The organism is Pseudomonas sp. PAMC 29040 (genome assembly GCF_003994535.1).
Taxonomy (GTDB): domain Bacteria; phylum Pseudomonadota; class Gammaproteobacteria; order Pseudomonadales; family Pseudomonadaceae; genus Aquipseudomonas; species Aquipseudomonas paraversuta.
Window position 1 is genome coordinate 174,955 of the sequence record NZ_RZAA01000009.1, and the last position, 15,024, is coordinate 189,978.

Sequence of the window (15,024 nt, forward strand, 5' to 3'; positions counted from 1 at the left end):
GGCCATGTAGCGCGACAAATCGCACCTATCATATCCAACAATCGTCACCAGCTTAAGGCCCAAGGCGCAAATGAAACGATCTGCTTTCTTTATCTCCGATGGCACCGGCATAACTGCCGAAACCCTGGGCCAAAGTTTGTTGGCACAATTTGAAAATGTGACCTTCAGCAAGTTCACACGCCCCTATATAGACAGCGTGGACAAAGCGCGGGCAATGGTACAACAAATCGACAACGCCGCCGAAAAAGACGGACTTCGGCCGATTATCTTCGACACTATCGTCAATCAGGATATTCGCGAGATCCTCGCCACCTCCAATGGCTTCATGATCGACATCTTCTCCAGCTTCCTTGCACCACTGGAGCAAGAGCTGGATGAGCATTCCTCGTACTCGGTGGGCAAATCCCACTCCATCGGCCACAACTCCAATTACATGGAGCGAATCGAAGCCGTGAACTTTGCCCTCGACAACGACGATGGCGCCCGCACCCACAAGTACGACAAAGCCGACCTGATCCTGGTGGGCGTGTCACGCTGCGGCAAAACCCCGACCTGCCTTTATATGGCAATGCAATTCGGCATTCGGGCGGCCAACTACCCGCTGACCGATGACGACATGGAAAGCCTCAAGTTGCCGGCGGCCTTGAGCGCGCACAAACACAAACTCTTCGGCCTGACCATTGACCCTGACCGCCTGACCGCCATTCGCAACGAGCGCAAACCCAACAGTCGCTATTCAAGCTACGCCCAATGCGAGTTTGAAGTGCGCGAGGTCGAGCTACTGTTCCAGCGCGAAAACATTCCCCACATCAATTCCACGCATTTTTCGGTGGAAGAAATCTCGGCCAAAATCCTGGTCGAAAAAGGCGTGGAGCGACGTTTCAAATAACCCCGGCCCTTACCCTGCGGGAGCTGGCAAGCCAGCTCCCGCAATCATTGCTCTGGGGTTACAACGGGTTTACATCACCAACAAATCCACAAATGTATGAACCGGTGTCGCCTCCAGCGCCGCCTGGTCCTTGCACAGCGCAAAAATCTGCTTGCAACGCTGGCCCACAAAGCGCGTCGCCAAATTGGCCTTGAACTTGTCTTCCAGCAACGGAATACCTTCGGCACGCCGCCGACGATGGCCAACCGGATACTCCACCACCACTTGCCCGGTGCTGCTGCCATCGCTGAAAAACACCTGAATCCCGTTGGCAATCGAGCGCTTGTCGGCCTCCAGGTATTCGCGGGTAAAACGCGGCTCCTCAACAATCACCATCTTCTCGCGCAACTGATCGATGATCGGATGCGCCGCGTGAAAATCATCCTCGTACTGCTCCGCCACCAAATTGCCAAAGGCCAGCGGCACAGCCGTCATGTATTGAATGCAGTGATCCCGATCCGCTGCGTTGGCCAATTTGCCCTGCTTGGAAATGATCCGAATCGCTGATTCGTGGGTTGTAATCACAATTTTTTCGATCTCATGCAGACGATCCTTGACCTGAGGATGCAAGGTTACCGCCGCTTCACAGGCGGTTTGTGCATGAAATTCGGCCGGAAAACTGATCTTGAACAGCACGTTTTCCATCACATAAGTGCCATAGGGCCGGGACAGGCTGAACTGACGCTGGCCTTCAGGCTTGAGCGCCAGATCCTTGTTGGTATGGCTGAACAGCACATCGTAAAAACCCCACTGCGGCGCCGTCAGCACCCCGGGAACCCCCATCTCGCCGCGCATCGCGATATCCGCCAGACGCACGCCACGACTCGACGCATCCCCGGCCGCCCAGGATTTTCGCGACCCGGCATTGGGTGCATGGCGGTAGGTGCGCAGCGCCTGGCCATCGACAAAGGCATGGGACAATGCCGACAGCAACTGCTCGCGGTCAGCCCCCATCAGCTTGGCGCAGACCGCCGTCGAAGCGACTTTCACCAACAGCACGTGATCGAGTCCTACACGGTTGAAGGAGTTTTCCAGGGCAATCACCCCCTGAATCTCATGGGCCATAATCATGGCCTCAAGCACCGCCCTCACCCTCAGCGGCGCTTCGCCATTGGCCACCCGCTTTTGCGACAGGTGATCGGCCACCGCCAGAATGCCCCCCAGATTATCCGAAGGATGACCCCACTCCGCCGCCAGCCAGGTGTCGTTGTAATCCAGCCAGCGCACGATGCAGCCGATGTCCCACGCCGCCTTGACCGGGTCCAGCCGCAACGAAGTCCCCGGCACACGGGCACCAAAGGGCACCAGCGTGCCCTCGACTATCGGCCCCAGGTGCTTGGTGCACTCCGGAAAACGCAACGCCAGCAAGCCACAGCCCAAGGTGTCCAGCAGACAGTGGCGGGCAGTGTTCAGGGCTTCGGGCGAAGTGATGGTGTAAGTCAGGACGTAATCGGCAATGTCCTGCAAGACGCGGTCATAGTCGGGACGATTGTTGAGGTCGACGTTGGCACTCATTGATAATTGCTCCAGTGCGGATAATTAAAAGGTGTGTTCCATCCTCAGGCTCGGCGTGATCATGCGGGTCTGGAGCGCCCGCTCAAGTAGGTTTCTACAGTCAGACAGCCTCCCACTGTAGAGGGCTTAAGTCGTACTTGCGTTCAGCTGCGGGTTAAAAAGGCGTCTGCCAGCAGCCGGTTGCGCGCCAGCCCCGCCAGAAACAAACGCTTGGCGAAGGCCTCGACACTGTCGGGGTGACCGCAGACCAAAGCATGGGTCTGGCGCGAATCCACCCTCAGCCCGGCCAGAAAGTCCGCTAACCGGGCACGTTCAACCCACTCGACCTGCAGATTTGGCTCAGCGGCCGCCAGCGCCTGCAGTTCAGCCTTAAGGTAGTGTTCAGCGGCATCCCGGGCCACATGGATCAGACGGATCGGCCCTTGATGGTCCTGACGCAGCGCCTCGCGCAGTACGCCATACAACGGCCCCAGCCCGGTGCCGGACGCCAGCAGCCAGAGCGGCTGCTCCTGCCAGTCGGGGTCGTAACGCAGGGCGCCGCCACGCAGCTCCCCCAACCGCAGCGGATCGCCAACCCGCAACTGACGCGCGGCACTGACAAACTCACCGGCATGGGCGCAATCGAGGTGGAATTCCAGAAACCGCTCTTCATCCGGCAGGCTGGCTAGCGAATACGGACGCGCGACACCGCTGGCTGTCCACAACACCATATGCTGACCGGCGCGATAACGCAGCGAACGCCCGGGCAACAACCGCAAGCGCAGCACCGTCGGGCTCAACCAGTCGACACTCAGCACCTCGGCGGGCAAGCCATCGCGGATCGGATCGAAGGCTTCAAGCTGCAAGTCCTCCACCACCTGACACTGACAGGCCAGGCGCCAGCCTTGTTCGCGCTGGGCGCGACTCAATGCCTCGGGCTTGAGATCGGCCGGCTCGCCACGCACACAACGCACCAGACAGGCATGGCAACTGCCGGCACGGCAGCTGTAAGGCACCGCCACACCGGCCTGATTGAGGCTATCGAGCAAATTGGCATCCTGGGGAACCGACCAGCGCCGGTCAGCGACGTGTAACTCGGGCACTTCATATGTCCTGTAAGAGATTCAGTGCTGCATGATAATCCGATAAGCCTGTAGCCGCTGCCTGCCACAGGCCGCGCAGCGGCCCCGAATATGAAAAGCCAAGGTCCGGCGCAGCCTTCGCCAGCGGCTACAAATACCCCCGACCTTCGTTTATACCCCCCGCAGGTGTATCAAGTCGTACGCCGGGTTATACTGCCGCGCCTTTTTTGTACCGGCCCTCCGTGCCCGGTATGCCCAGCAAAGATGTTTTCGACAGACCGATAGACCCAGGTCGCAAACACCTTATTGAATGTTCCCGTCTTATAGAGGAGCGCGACCCATGACCGTGATCAAGCAAGACGACCTGATTCAGAGCGTTGCTGACGCCCTGCAGTTCATTTCCTACTACCACCCCGTGGACTTCATCCAGGCCATGCACGAGGCTTACCTGCGCGAAGAATCGCCAGCGGCCCGTGACTCGATGGCGCAAATCCTGATCAACTCGCGCATGTGTGCCACCGGCCACCGCCCGATTTGCCAGGACACCGGCATCGTCACCGTATTCGTGCGTGTGGGCATGGATGTGCGCTGGACCGGCGCCACCATGGGCCTGGACGACATGATCAACGAAGGCGTGCGTCGCGCTTACAACCTCCCGGAAAACGTCCTGCGGGCTTCGATCCTGGCCGACCCGGCCGGTGCTCGGCGCAACACCAAGGACAACACCCCGGCAGTTATCCACTACTCCATCGTTCCGGGCAACACCGTGGAAGTGGACGTAGCAGCCAAGGGCGGCGGCTCCGAAAACAAGTCGAAAATGGCCATGCTCAACCCGTCCGACTCGATCGTTGACTGGGTACTCAAGACCGTTCCGACCATGGGTGCAGGCTGGTGTCCACCGGGCATGCTCGGCATCGGTATCGGCGGCACGGCTGAAAAAGCAGCGGTAATGGCCAAGGAAGTGTTGATGGAATCCATCGACATCCACGACCTGATCAAGCGCGGCCCGTCCAGCCGTATCGAAGAGATGCGTATTGAGCTGTTCGAGAAGGTCAACCAGCTGGGCATCGGCGCCCAGGGCCTTGGCGGCCTGACCACCGTGCTCGACGTAAAAATCATGGACTACCCGACCCACGCCGCTTCCTTGCCGGTGTGCATGATCCCGAACTGCGCGGCCACCCGCCATGCGCATTTTGTGCTCGACGGTTCCGGCCCGGCCGAACTCGAGGCACCACCGCTGGACGCCTACCCGCAAATCGTCTGGGAAGCAGGTCCATCGGCACGCCGTGTAGACCTGGACACCCTGACCCCGGAAGACGTGCAAAGCTGGAAGCCGGGCGAGACCGTTTTGCTCAACGGCAAAATGCTCACCGGTCGCGACGCTGCGCACAAGCGCATGGTCGAAATGCTCAACCGCGGCGAAACCTTGCCGGTCGACCTCAAGGGTCGCTTCATCTATTACGTGGGCCCGGTTGATCCGGTAGGCGACGAAGTAGTGGGGCCTGCCGGTCCGACCACAGCCACGCGGATGGACAAGTTCACCCGCCAGATCCTGGATCAGACCGGCCTGCTGGGCATGATCGGCAAATCCGAGCGCGGCCCGACCGCTATCGAAGCGATCAAGGACCACAAAGCCGTGTACTTGATGGCGGTTGGCGGTGCAGCGTATCTGGTGGCTCAGGCCATCAAGAAATCCCGCGTAGTCGCCTTTGCCGAACTGGGCATGGAAGCGATCTACGAGTTCGACGTAAAAGACATGCCGGTTACCGTGGCTGTCGACAGTAAAGGCGAGTCGGTGCACATCACCGGCCCGGCAATCTGGCAGAAGAAAATCAGCGAAAGCCTGGCCGTTGAAGTGCAGTAAGCCCTTCTAAGCCAGACACAAAAAAACGGCCGGGTTAATCACCCGGCCGTTTTTTTATGCCACTTCACTGTAGGAGCGAGCTGGCTCGCGAGCTTTTCGTTGCTGCGCTAAAAAGCGCGCTCCTGCGGGATGTTAAAACGCATTACGGAAGATTTCTTCAATCTGCCCCTGATCTGCCTTGCGCGGGTTGGTAAAACCACAGGCGTCTTTCAGCGCGTTGGTTGCCAGAATCGGGATGTCATCCAGCTTGGCCCCCAGATCCCGCAGCCCCGCCGGAATTTCAACATCCTTGGCCAGGGTCCGAATCGCCGCAATGGCTGCTTGCGCACCCTCCTCCGGACTCAAACCCCGGACATCGGCGCCCAGCGCGTGGGCCACGTCGGTCAGGCGAGCCGCACATACATGAGCGTTGAAGGTTTGCACATGGGGTAGCAGTACCGCGTTGCACACCCCGTGCGGCAAGTCATAGAAGCCACCCAACTGGTGCGCCATGGCGTGCACAAACCCCAGCGACGCATTGTTGAACGCCATGCCCGCCAGGAACTGCGCGTAGGCCATGTTCTCCCGGGCGGTCAGATCCTTGCCGTCGGATACTGCCTGACGCAAGTTCTGACTGATCAGCTCCATGGCTTTAATTGCACAGGCATCGGTAATCGGGTTGGCCGCCGTCGACACATAGGCTTCAATGGCGTGGGTCAGCGCGTCCATACCGGTCGCAGCCGTAAGCCCCTTGGGCATTGCCACCATCAGTTGCGGGTCGTTGACCGACAGCAGCGGTGTTACGTTGCGGTCGACAATTGCCATTTTCACGTGGCGCTCTTCGTCAGTAATGATGCAAAAACGCGTCATCTCACTGGCCGTACCCGCCGTGGTGTTGATCGAAACCAGCGGCAGTTGTGGTTTGGCCGACCGATCGACGCCTTCGTAATCACGAATATGCCCGCCGTTGGTGGCGCACAGCGCAATCCCCTTGGCACAGTCGTGGGGCGAACCGCCGCCCAGCGAGACAATAAAGTCGCATTGATGCTGCTTGAGGACCTTCAGGCCCGCCTCTACGTTGCCAATGCTCGGGTTCGGCCTGGCCCCGTCGAAAACCACCGAATCGATATCCTGCAAGCCCAGCTTTTCTGCGATCAGCGTCGCTACCCCGGCCTTGGCCAGCCCGGCATCAGTCACGATCAGCGCCTTGCGAAACCCATAATTGCGAATCGCGCTCATCGCTTCATCCAGACAACCGTTACCCATTATGTTCACGGCGGGAATAAAAAATGTGCTGGTCATGGCGAGTCCTCTAAGGCGGGGTGCAGCCCGCGACGCTGAATAAATCCATGTGCATAGCTTCAACCTGTTTTGGTACACCAATGTTGATCTGGCTCAACACTTGAGCGTGATAAAGTCCTGCTTTGCCCCCGCCTTGAGACGATATTTGCCATGACCCCCTTCCAGGAATTTGATGCAGAACTAGAAGACTGGAATGCACTGAGCACCGGCACAGCGTGCAGCGGACTGCTGATTGGTAACGGCGCAAGCATGGCCGTGTGGCATGACTTTTATTACGACTCGCTATTCGAAAAAGCCAAAAGCGTCGCCGAAAAACCCCTCAGCCAGACCGAACTCAGCGTGTTCGAAGCACTGGGTACGCGCAATTTCGAGCACGTGTTAAGTGTACTCAAAACCGCAAGCAAGGTCAACAAGGCCCTGGCCATCAACTCGGCTTCGCCGCGCAAACGCTACTACGCCATCAAGGAAGCCTTGATCAACAGCACCCAGGACGTACATATCCCCTGGCGCCTGATGCAACCCGAAACCCTGGCATGCTGGAACCAGGAGCTGGCGCGCTACGCCACGGTGTACTGCTCCAACTACGACCTGCTCACCCCTTGGGCTGTGATGCAGGCGCCAAAACAGTTCAATGACTTGTTCGACAGCCCCGGGGCTACCTTCGAACTGGGTGCAGCACTGGGCAAGAGCAAATCCACCCGCGTGCTTTACCTGCACGGCGGCCTGCACCTGGTGAAAAACCAGGAAGGCAAGGCGCGCAAGATCAACGCCACGCCACCCGTGCTGCTAAGTAACTTCGCGATTAATCACTCGATCAGCGCCCTGGACGATGTGCCGCTGTTTGTCAGCGAAAGCAACAGCGACGACAAGCGTAAATCCATTCGTCACTCGGATTACCTGTCGTTTTGCCATGAACAGTTGATGAGCCACAAAGACAGCTTGTGCATCTTTGGTCACAGCCTGGGAGAGCAGGATCAGCACCTGATTGATGCCCTGCGCCAGGCGCCGCTGAAAACCCTGTGGATCTCGATTTACCCGCGCAACGAAGCCTTTATCCGCTTTCAGAAGCACCACTACGCGGCGCTATTTGCAGACAAAAAGCTGACATTACGCTTCTATAATTCGAAAACCCACCCGCTTGGCTACACCAGGCACTCGGTGCCGGTGGAGGTCTGAATCCGCTCCCCTCCCGCAACGGGAAAAGGGCCCGCCATCCCTAGTCATCCCTGCTATTGACCACCACCAGCAACTGCGCCTGAACCTGCCCCACCGAACGTAAACGGTGGGGCTTTTGGGCGTTGAAATGCAAGGCATCGCCCTTCTGCAAAATGACCCGCTCAGTCATGAAATCCACCTCTACTGCCCCCTCATGCACGAACAAAAACTCTTCGCCCGCATGCTCCTTGAAGCTGGGATCGGCGAATTCGAAAGGGGGGAACATCATGAACGGCAACAGGTTGCGCTCGCTGACCTGATGCGCCAGCACTGCATAACCGGGTGACTGCCCGGTGCCCGACAGCAACTGGCGCTGATCACTTCTCACCAGGCTGTAGTTGTCCAGCCGTGCGCTGTCCTCCGAGAACAGCTCCTCGACGTTCACATTCAGCGCCCTGGCCAATTTAAGCGCCGCGGCGATCGACGGCGTATTAAGCCCGCGCTCAACTTTGGACAGGTAACTCTTGGTCATGCCGGATTTTTCGGCCAACACCTCAAGGGTAACGCCCAGTTTTTTTCTGAGTAATTTCAAGCGGATAGACATGTATAGCAATTAATCCATCAAAGGAGCCGCGGGTTTCTCTTGCCAATGACACCTTGTGTCATATAGCCTCTTAAGTGTCATATGTGCTGCCCCGCCACTTTCCAGGCTACGGGGCAGGCAATCCGGCAATCACTGCAAAGGACACCGACATGGCCAAGACATTAGCACTCCCGAAAGAGCAGCTGGTCAAGCAAGCGCTTGTACAGATGCAAAATACGCTGGCGGATAATACGTGGACTGACCGGCAAAAGCTGGCCCTGACCTGCCGCATCCTCTTTGAAAACGGCCACGACTCTGGTCTGGCCGGGCAAATCACGGCTCGCGGGCCACAACCCGGCACCTATTACACCCAACAACTGGGCCTGGGATTCGACGAAATAACTGCCGGCAATCTACTGCTGGTCAATGAAGACCTGGAAGTACTCGAAGGCCACGGCATGCCGAACCCGGCCAACCGCTTTCACAGCTGGGTCTACCGCGCCCGCCCGGATGTGAACTGCATCATCCACACTCACCCGACCCACGTAGCCGCACTGTCGATGCTGGAAGTACCGCTTGAGGTGTCGCACATGGATCTCTGCCCGCTGTACGAAGACTGCGCTTTTCTGCAAGGTTGGCCGGGGGTGCCAGTGGGTAATGAAGAAGGTGAAATCATCACCCGGGCGCTGGGCGCCAAACGCGCGATCCTGCTCTCGCACCACGGCCAGTTGTCGAGCGGGGCCAGCATCGAAGAAGCCTGCGTGATCGCGCAACTGATCGAGCGCGCCGCCAAGCTGCAACTGCTGGCGATGGCGGCCGGCACTATCAAACCCGTCGAGCCGGCGCTGGGTCGCGAAGCCCATGACTGGATCAGCCGTCCTAAACGTCACGCTGCCGCATTCAATTACTACGCCCGGCAAAACCTGCGTCGTCATGCCGATTGCCTGAACTGAGCCCACCTACCTGTTGAAACGGAGATACTTCATGTCGACCTCAAACATTCACGGCATCATCGGTTACACCATCACCCCGTTTACCGCCGACGGCGAACAGATTGACCTGAGCGCACTGGGACGCTCCATCGACCAACTGATCGACAGCGGTGTTCACGCCATTGCCCCCCTGGGCAGCACCGGCGAAGGCGCGTACTTGAGCGACGCCGAATGGGATCAAGTCAGCCAGTTCACCCTGGCCCATGTCGCCAAAAGGGTACCGACCATAGTCAGTGTGTCCGACCTGACCACCGCCAAGGCTGTGCGGCGCGCGCGCCTTGCCGAGCAATATGGCGCCGATGTGGTGATGGTCTTGCCGGCCGCCTACTGGAAACTCAGCGAAGCCGAAATCCTCGCTCACTACCGCGCCATTGGCCACAGCATCAGCACTCCGATCATGCTCTACAACAACCCGGCCACCAGCGGTACGGACATGTCGGTCGAGTTGATCCTGCGCATTTTCAATGCGGTTGAAAACGTCACCATGGTCAAGGAAAGCACCGGCGACATTCAGCGCATGCATCACCTGCAACAGCTGGGCGAGGGGCAGATCCCGTTTTATAACGGTTGCAACCCGCTGGCACTGGAAGCGTTCGCGGCCGGAGCCAAAGGTTGGTGTACGGCTGCACCGAACCTGATTCCGGCACTCAATCTGGGGTTGTATGAAGCGGTACTGGCCAACGACCTGAAAACAGCCCGCGAGCTGTTCTATCGCCAATTGCCACTTCTGCAGTTCATTCTAAAAGGTGGCTTGCCCGCAACTATCAAGGCAGGCCTGCGCCTTACCGGCATTGAGGCTGGGGACCCGCGCCTGCCGGTATTTCCACTGTCTGAAAGCGCCGTTTCACAATTGCAGCAAATCTTGAAAACCCTGCGCTGACTCTCCCGCAACACCCGGGCCTGCTGCCGAACATGACACTGATGCTTTGCCCTTGAAAACCCAGTGACACCTTCGCCAGCAGGCTCAGACCAATGGGGTCATCAAAATTTTTCTTTGATCAGCGTGGTCGGCCCGTTGGTTTTGACGCTGGCTATGCCTTTGTCCCGCGCCGCCTCGGCGCTGTACTGCTCGCTGGTACCAATGATCTGGTGATTCGCCGCCTTGAGGTTGAAGTACGGCTTGCCGTCTTTGGCGACCTTCTTCTCATAGCGCTCATCATGGGGGCTATTGGCCTGCACCGAGGCAATCCCGGCTTTGGCCGCCGCCAGGGTGGTGTAGTGCTCACTGACCAAAATCGTTTCGGCGTTTGCCGCCTTCAAGACAAAACGGAACTGTCCGTTGCTGGTTTTGCTCAACTCGTACCAACCTGACATAACCACTCTCCTGCTGTAGTAGGGATTTTTCCCTTCTTCAGTAAAGCGGCCACAGGGTATTTAGCCATTTATCCGCAGCAATAAGCGCAAAGATGAATTTCCAGCGAGACAAATAGCAATAATTCTCGATACCATTCGCGACTTGTTTGCATCGCTGCATCCTTAAGGATCTTCATGTCCCGCTTCAAACCTGACCCGCCAGTGGCCGAATCCTTGCGCGAGTTCTACACACAGATTCTGCACTTCCTGCGCAAACGCACGGACAACGCCAGCGATGCAGCTGACATGACCCAGGATGTATTCACCCAATGGCTGGGTTATCAGGACCGGGCCAAAGTCGAGCAGCCGCGGGCCTTTCTGTTCCAGATGGCGCGCAATCTGTTACGCGATCACTGGCGTCGCCAACAGGTACGCCAAGCGGTGCACAGCGAACAGAGTGCGGGTCAACCCGAGCCCCTGACCGACGAGAGGGATGAGCCGATGGCTGGCGCACAACGCCTGCAATATCTCGAGCAACTCAAAGCCGTGCTCGCAGAACTCTCGCCCAGACGCCGCGAAGCCCTTATGCTGCATCGTTTTGAAGGCTTGAGTCAGGCGCAGATTGCCGAACGTATGGGGATCTCCGTCAGCATGGTGGAAAAGCACATTGCCTTTGCCTTGCTTCACTGCAAGCGACATTTACAACGGGACAGCGGCAAGGAGCAGCCACAATGACCCCTTTTCAAATGACCGCTCACGAGAGCATCGACGCACAGGCGGCCACCTGGTTTGCGCGTAATCGCAATCAACCCGACAGCAATTGCCGCGAGCAATTCAACAGCTGGAAGGCCGTCCCTGCCCATGCCCGGGCATATGCCGAATTTGAGTCTCTGTGGGCCGATCTCGGCGAACTCAAGCAGTTGAATAAACCCGTGCCCCTGCCCCGGCGCCGTCGCTCAGTGTTTGCCCTGGCAACGGCCGCAGCAGTGTTATGCGCCGTGTTTGCACTCAATATCGGTACCCCGGTACAGCTGCATCAACAACAGATCGCAACCCAGAGTCAGGACGCAAAAACCGTCAGACTGCCCGACGGCAGCACCTTGACCGTCAATGCCAACACCCGTTTGCGCATCGACTTCAGCGCCAGTCAGCGGGACATCTATCTGGATCGGGGCCAGCTCTATATCGAAGTGGCCGCCAATAAGGAACAGCCGCTGGTGGTACACGCCGGCCATGCGCAGGTCCGGGTCGTCGGCACCGGTTTTGATGTGCGCCGCAGCCAGCGTCAATTGGTGGTGAGTGTCGCCCACGGGCAAGTCGCGTTTATCCCCGATGGCAAGTCGGCCGCCTTGCTGGGCGCCTCACAGCGTGCCACTTACGACTACGCCAAAGGCTCGCTTGAGGAGCAAAGTCTCAGCCCGGGTGAAGTGGCTGACTGGCGCAGCGGGCATCTGTCCTTTCGCAATCGTGAACTGGCCAGCCTGGTGGACGAGCTGGACTTATACCGCCCCGGGGTGATCGAGCTGGCAGACGGCCCGCTTGGCCGCTACAAGGTCTCGGGCAATCTGGATGTCAGTGACCCCTTGGCGCTGGTCAAGGCTTTACCCGCGCTGATCCCGGTGAAAAATCACCTGCTGGATAACGGAAAAATCCGTATCGAGCCCCGCTAAAAAACATATGCGAATATTTTTCATTCGCATATGTGGTTTTCTCTTTGTGCCGCGTCTTCCTTCGGTCTGCTAACGCATGTCTTTTTTGGCCTTTGTTGCCGCACCGGGGGATTTCATGTTTCGCGCACCACATCACTTCTCGCACTTGTGCACACGTACTGGATTGCTCGCTGCGTGTATGGCGGTCAGCCTGCACGCCCATGCCGAATCGATCCAGTTGCAACTGCCGGCGCAATCGCTGGCCAGCTCATTGAGTGATGTGGCACAGCAGGCAAAAATCCAGCTGCTGTTTGACGAAGCCTTGTTACGCAATGTGCAAGCCCCGGCCCTAAGTGGCACTTTCAGCCCGCAAGAGGCGATCAACCGGTTGCTCAAAGGCACGGATTTCAGTCTGATCCAGGTCGACCGCACCTATGTTGTGCGCCCCCGGGAAGAAGGCATCACCACCAGCAACAGCCTGGAGCTGGGCGCTGTCAGCGTGGTGGGCAACGGCAACGAAGTCGACTCCAGCAACGTCGGCAAGTCGACCATGACCCAAACCGAAATCAACAGATATCAGGCCAATAACATTCCCAGCCTGCTGGCCACCTTGCCGGGCATCAACCTCGGCGGCTCCCTGAAACCGGGCGGCCAGACCATCAACATCTGGGGCATGGGCGAAGCCGAAGACGTCCAGATGACCGTTGATGGCGCGACCAAAAGCGGTTTTGAGCGCTACAAGCAAGGCACGATCTTCATCGAACCTGAACTGATCAAACGCCTTGCAGTCGAAAAAGGCCCCCACGATTTCCGCACCGGCAATGGCGGTTTTGGTGGCGTCGTGCACATGGAAACCAAAGACGCACCGGACCTGCTGGAAGAAGGCAAAGACCTGGGCGCCATGCTCAAGTACGGTTACAGCAGCAACGACCATCAACAGGTCTACAGTGGCGCCGCCTACGGCCGGACCGAGGATGGCCGCGCCGATGCGCTGGTGTACTACACCAAACGCGACGGCGATGACATGAAGCTCGCGGATAACATGCCCAACCCCGGCAATGTCTACCCGGTGAACCCCTTGCGCCTGCCCAATACGGCCCAGGACCTGGATGCGCAACTGCTCAAGCTCAACCTGCACCTGACCGACGAGCACAGCGTCGCAATGTCCTACTCGCAATCGAACAACCACTTGTGGGTCCCGTTCTCGGCTGTCAGCTACCCGGCGCCGCCGAGCCAGGCCAACATCGATAAATACGGTTACGACATTGCTTCGCAGCGCTACCTGTCCACCCGTTCGACCGTCGACACCACCTGGTCGGCCAAATACAACTACGAGCCCATCGATAACCCTCTGCTTGATCTGGAAGTGAAGTACTCGCACTCCAACACCGAGCAGACCGACGAGCGCGGCGAACAGGCCTTCATCCAGCCCACCAGCGGCGGGCGCAAGATGGAAACCGGCTACACCGATGACATGCTCCAGATCGAAAACATCAGCCTGTTTGCCACCGGCCCCCTGGACCATGCAGTCACCACCGGCGTGCAGTTTCGCAAGCATGAACGCGATGTGAACATGTGGATGCCGGGCAAGACCTACGAAGTAGAAAAATACAACTATGGCCATTACCAGCCAGGCTTTATGCCCGCCGGCAAGGTGGACACCAACAGCTTTTATATCCAGGACGCCATCACCCTCGGTGATTTCACTCTGACGCCGTCGATGCGCTATGACCATGTTCGAAATCGTGGCCAGGAGAACGATGCGCCCTACTACAACCACCTGGAACTGGGCCATGACTACAGCGCCAAAACCTACACCGGCTGGTCACCGCGCCTGTCAGCGTTCTGGAAAATAACCCCGCAGACCGCCCTGTTTGTCGACTACAGCAAAACCTGGCGCGCCCCGGTGATCGACGAACAGTACGAAGTCCAGGCCATTGGCGGCCGAACGTCCACCAGCCTCGGCCTCAAACCGGAGCGCATCACTGGCTGGCGCGGGGGCAATATCACCACGTTCGATCAGATCTTTGGCGACAGCGACCACGCACTGATCCGCACCACCCTGTTCAGCAACAAGATCGACGATGAGATTTTCAAAGCCACGGGCGTGGGTTGTGCAGCGCAAACCGCGTCAGGCGGCATGACACAAGACTGCGGCCCCAACATGCCGAACTACCGCAACATTGGCAGCGTGACCATCAAGGGCTTTGAGATCGAAAGCTTCTACGAGGCCACTTACCTCTTCGGATCGCTGTCGTACGCATGGATGACCGGCAAACACCAAGGCGCCTACACCAATCCCTGGGGCCCCGACGTATGGGCCCGAGATGTTCCTCCGCCCAAGTGGGTGGCCGTACTGGGCACGAAAATTCCGGCCTGGGATGCCCGAATCGGCTGGAAAGGCGAGTTCGTGCGCAAGACTGACCGCTTGCCGAGCGATAACTACTACAGCAGCGATATCAGTGCCCTGGGCGACCGCTACTGGGACCACTACGACAATGACGGCTACAACGTACAGGGCCTGTTTGCCAACTGGAAACCGACTCAGCCCTACCTCAAAGGCACCGAGGTCAACTTCACGGTGGATAACCTGTTCAACAAGAGCTATCGCCCGATGCTCAGCGGAGAAAATGCCTACAGCCAGGGCCGTAACGCCAAAGTCAGCGTGACCCGGTTCTTCTAAAACTGCAGATACCTCGCACA

General features: G+C 58.3%; 13 protein-coding genes. 8 read left to right on the forward strand and 5 right to left on the reverse strand.

Annotation, left to right across the window (positions count from 1 at the left end; genetic code table 11):
- Window positions 1-70 precede the first annotated feature (70 nt).
- Entirely contained in the window at window positions 71-889 is an 819-nt protein-coding gene (locus WG29040_RS17405; RefSeq protein WP_003441157.1) for a pyruvate, water dikinase regulatory protein, read from the forward strand.
- A 69-nt stretch (window positions 890-958) separates the two neighbouring features.
- On the opposite strand, the gene prpD is transcribed toward WG29040_RS17405, so the two are convergent.
- Window positions 959-2,443 carry a 2-methylcitrate dehydratase gene (gene prpD, locus WG29040_RS17410; protein ID WP_003441141.1) on the reverse strand — a complete coding sequence of 495 codons (1,485 nt, stop codon included), beginning with the start codon at window positions 2,441-2,443 and terminating at the stop codon, window positions 959-961.
- A gap of 143 nt (window positions 2,444-2,586) precedes the next feature.
- On the reverse strand, window positions 2,587-3,525 hold the full coding sequence (locus WG29040_RS17415) for an iron-sulfur-binding ferredoxin reductase (RefSeq protein ID WP_127196585.1): 939 nt from the start codon (window positions 3,523-3,525) through the stop codon (window positions 2,587-2,589).
- Window positions 3,526-3,844: 319 nt separating this feature from the next.
- Here WG29040_RS17415 and WG29040_RS17420 point away from each other — a divergent pair, with 319 nt between their 5' ends.
- A complete protein-coding gene (locus WG29040_RS17420) occupies window positions 3,845-5,368 on the forward strand; it encodes a fumarate hydratase (RefSeq protein WP_003441135.1) in 1,524 nt (507 codons plus the stop codon).
- Between the two features lie 132 nt (window positions 5,369-5,500).
- On the opposite strand, the gene yiaY is transcribed toward WG29040_RS17420, so the two are convergent.
- Entirely contained in the window at window positions 5,501-6,649 is a 1,149-nt protein-coding gene (yiaY, locus tag WG29040_RS17425; RefSeq protein WP_127196586.1) for an L-threonine dehydrogenase, read from the reverse strand.
- 150 nt (window positions 6,650-6,799) lie between these two features.
- Here yiaY and WG29040_RS17430 point away from each other — a divergent pair, with 150 nt between their 5' ends.
- On the forward strand, window positions 6,800-7,825 hold the full coding sequence (locus WG29040_RS17430; RefSeq protein WP_127196587.1) for a DUF4917 family protein: 1,026 nt from the start codon (window positions 6,800-6,802) through the stop codon (window positions 7,823-7,825).
- A 40-nt stretch (window positions 7,826-7,865) separates the two neighbouring features.
- Here WG29040_RS17430 and WG29040_RS17435 read toward each other — a convergent pair whose 3' ends face one another.
- Window positions 7,866-8,408: a helix-turn-helix domain-containing protein gene (locus WG29040_RS17435; protein ID WP_127196588.1), complete on the reverse strand. Its 543-nt coding sequence runs from the start codon at window positions 8,406-8,408 to the stop codon at window positions 7,866-7,868.
- Window positions 8,409-8,557: 149 nt separating this feature from the next.
- On the opposite strand from WG29040_RS17435, the gene WG29040_RS17440 reads away from it, so the two are divergent.
- Both WG29040_RS17440 and WG29040_RS17445 read left to right on the forward strand, forming a co-directional pair.
- On the forward strand, window positions 8,558-9,340 hold the full coding sequence (locus WG29040_RS17440; protein ID WP_003441123.1) for an aldolase: 783 nt from the start codon (window positions 8,558-8,560) through the stop codon (window positions 9,338-9,340).
- A 31-nt stretch (window positions 9,341-9,371) separates the two neighbouring features.
- Entirely contained in the window at window positions 9,372-10,259 is an 888-nt protein-coding gene (locus tag WG29040_RS17445; RefSeq protein ID WP_127196589.1) for a dihydrodipicolinate synthase family protein, read from the forward strand.
- Between the two features lie 101 nt (window positions 10,260-10,360).
- Here the strand turns inward: WG29040_RS17445 and WG29040_RS17450 are convergent, their stop codons facing one another.
- A complete protein-coding gene (locus WG29040_RS17450) occupies window positions 10,361-10,693 on the reverse strand; it encodes a YegP family protein (protein WP_127196590.1) in 333 nt (110 codons plus the stop codon).
- 174 nt (window positions 10,694-10,867) lie between these two features.
- Here WG29040_RS17450 and WG29040_RS17455 point away from each other — a divergent pair, with 174 nt between their 5' ends.
- From WG29040_RS17455 to WG29040_RS17465, 3 genes are all read left to right on the forward strand, one after another.
- On the forward strand, window positions 10,868-11,407 hold the full coding sequence (locus tag WG29040_RS17455) for an RNA polymerase sigma factor (RefSeq protein WP_003441114.1): 540 nt from the start codon (window positions 10,868-10,870) through the stop codon (window positions 11,405-11,407).
- Window positions 11,404-12,342: a FecR domain-containing protein gene (locus tag WG29040_RS17460; protein ID WP_127196591.1), complete on the forward strand. Its 939-nt coding sequence runs from the start codon at window positions 11,404-11,406 to the stop codon at window positions 12,340-12,342. Before WG29040_RS17455 ends, WG29040_RS17460 begins: the two co-directional genes overlap by 4 nt.
- 115 nt (window positions 12,343-12,457) lie before the next feature.
- A complete protein-coding gene (locus tag WG29040_RS17465; protein ID WP_127196592.1) occupies window positions 12,458-15,004 on the forward strand; it encodes a TonB-dependent receptor in 2,547 nt (848 codons plus the stop codon).
- The last annotated feature ends 20 nt before the right edge of the window (window positions 15,005-15,024 follow it).

Coding starts and splice junctions, on each gene's coding strand:
- WG29040_RS17440 (WP_003441123.1), top strand. CDS start 8,558: ATGGCCAAGACATTAGCACTCCCGAAAGAGCAGCTGGTCAAGCAAGCG.
- WG29040_RS17430 (WP_127196587.1), top strand. CDS start 6,800: ATGACCCCCTTCCAGGAATTTGATGCAGAACTAGAAGACTGGAATGCA.
- WG29040_RS17455 (WP_003441114.1), top strand. CDS start 10,868: ATGTCCCGCTTCAAACCTGACCCGCCAGTGGCCGAATCCTTGCGCGAG.
- WG29040_RS17450 (WP_127196590.1), bottom strand. CDS start 10,693: ATGTCAGGTTGGTACGAGTTGAGCAAAACCAGCAACGGACAGTTCCGT.
- WG29040_RS17465 (WP_127196592.1), top strand. CDS start 12,458: ATGTTTCGCGCACCACATCACTTCTCGCACTTGTGCACACGTACTGGA.
- WG29040_RS17420 (WP_003441135.1), top strand. CDS start 3,845: ATGACCGTGATCAAGCAAGACGACCTGATTCAGAGCGTTGCTGACGCC.
- prpD (WP_003441141.1), bottom strand. CDS start 2,443: ATGAGTGCCAACGTCGACCTCAACAATCGTCCCGACTATGACCGCGTC.
- WG29040_RS17405 (WP_003441157.1), top strand. CDS start 71: ATGAAACGATCTGCTTTCTTTATCTCCGATGGCACCGGCATAACTGCC.
- WG29040_RS17445 (WP_127196589.1), top strand. CDS start 9,372: ATGTCGACCTCAAACATTCACGGCATCATCGGTTACACCATCACCCCG.
- yiaY (WP_127196586.1), bottom strand. CDS start 6,649: ATGACCAGCACATTTTTTATTCCCGCCGTGAACATAATGGGTAACGGT.
- WG29040_RS17435 (WP_127196588.1), bottom strand. CDS start 8,408: ATGTCTATCCGCTTGAAATTACTCAGAAAAAAACTGGGCGTTACCCTT.
- WG29040_RS17460 (WP_127196591.1), top strand. CDS start 11,404: ATGACCCCTTTTCAAATGACCGCTCACGAGAGCATCGACGCACAGGCG.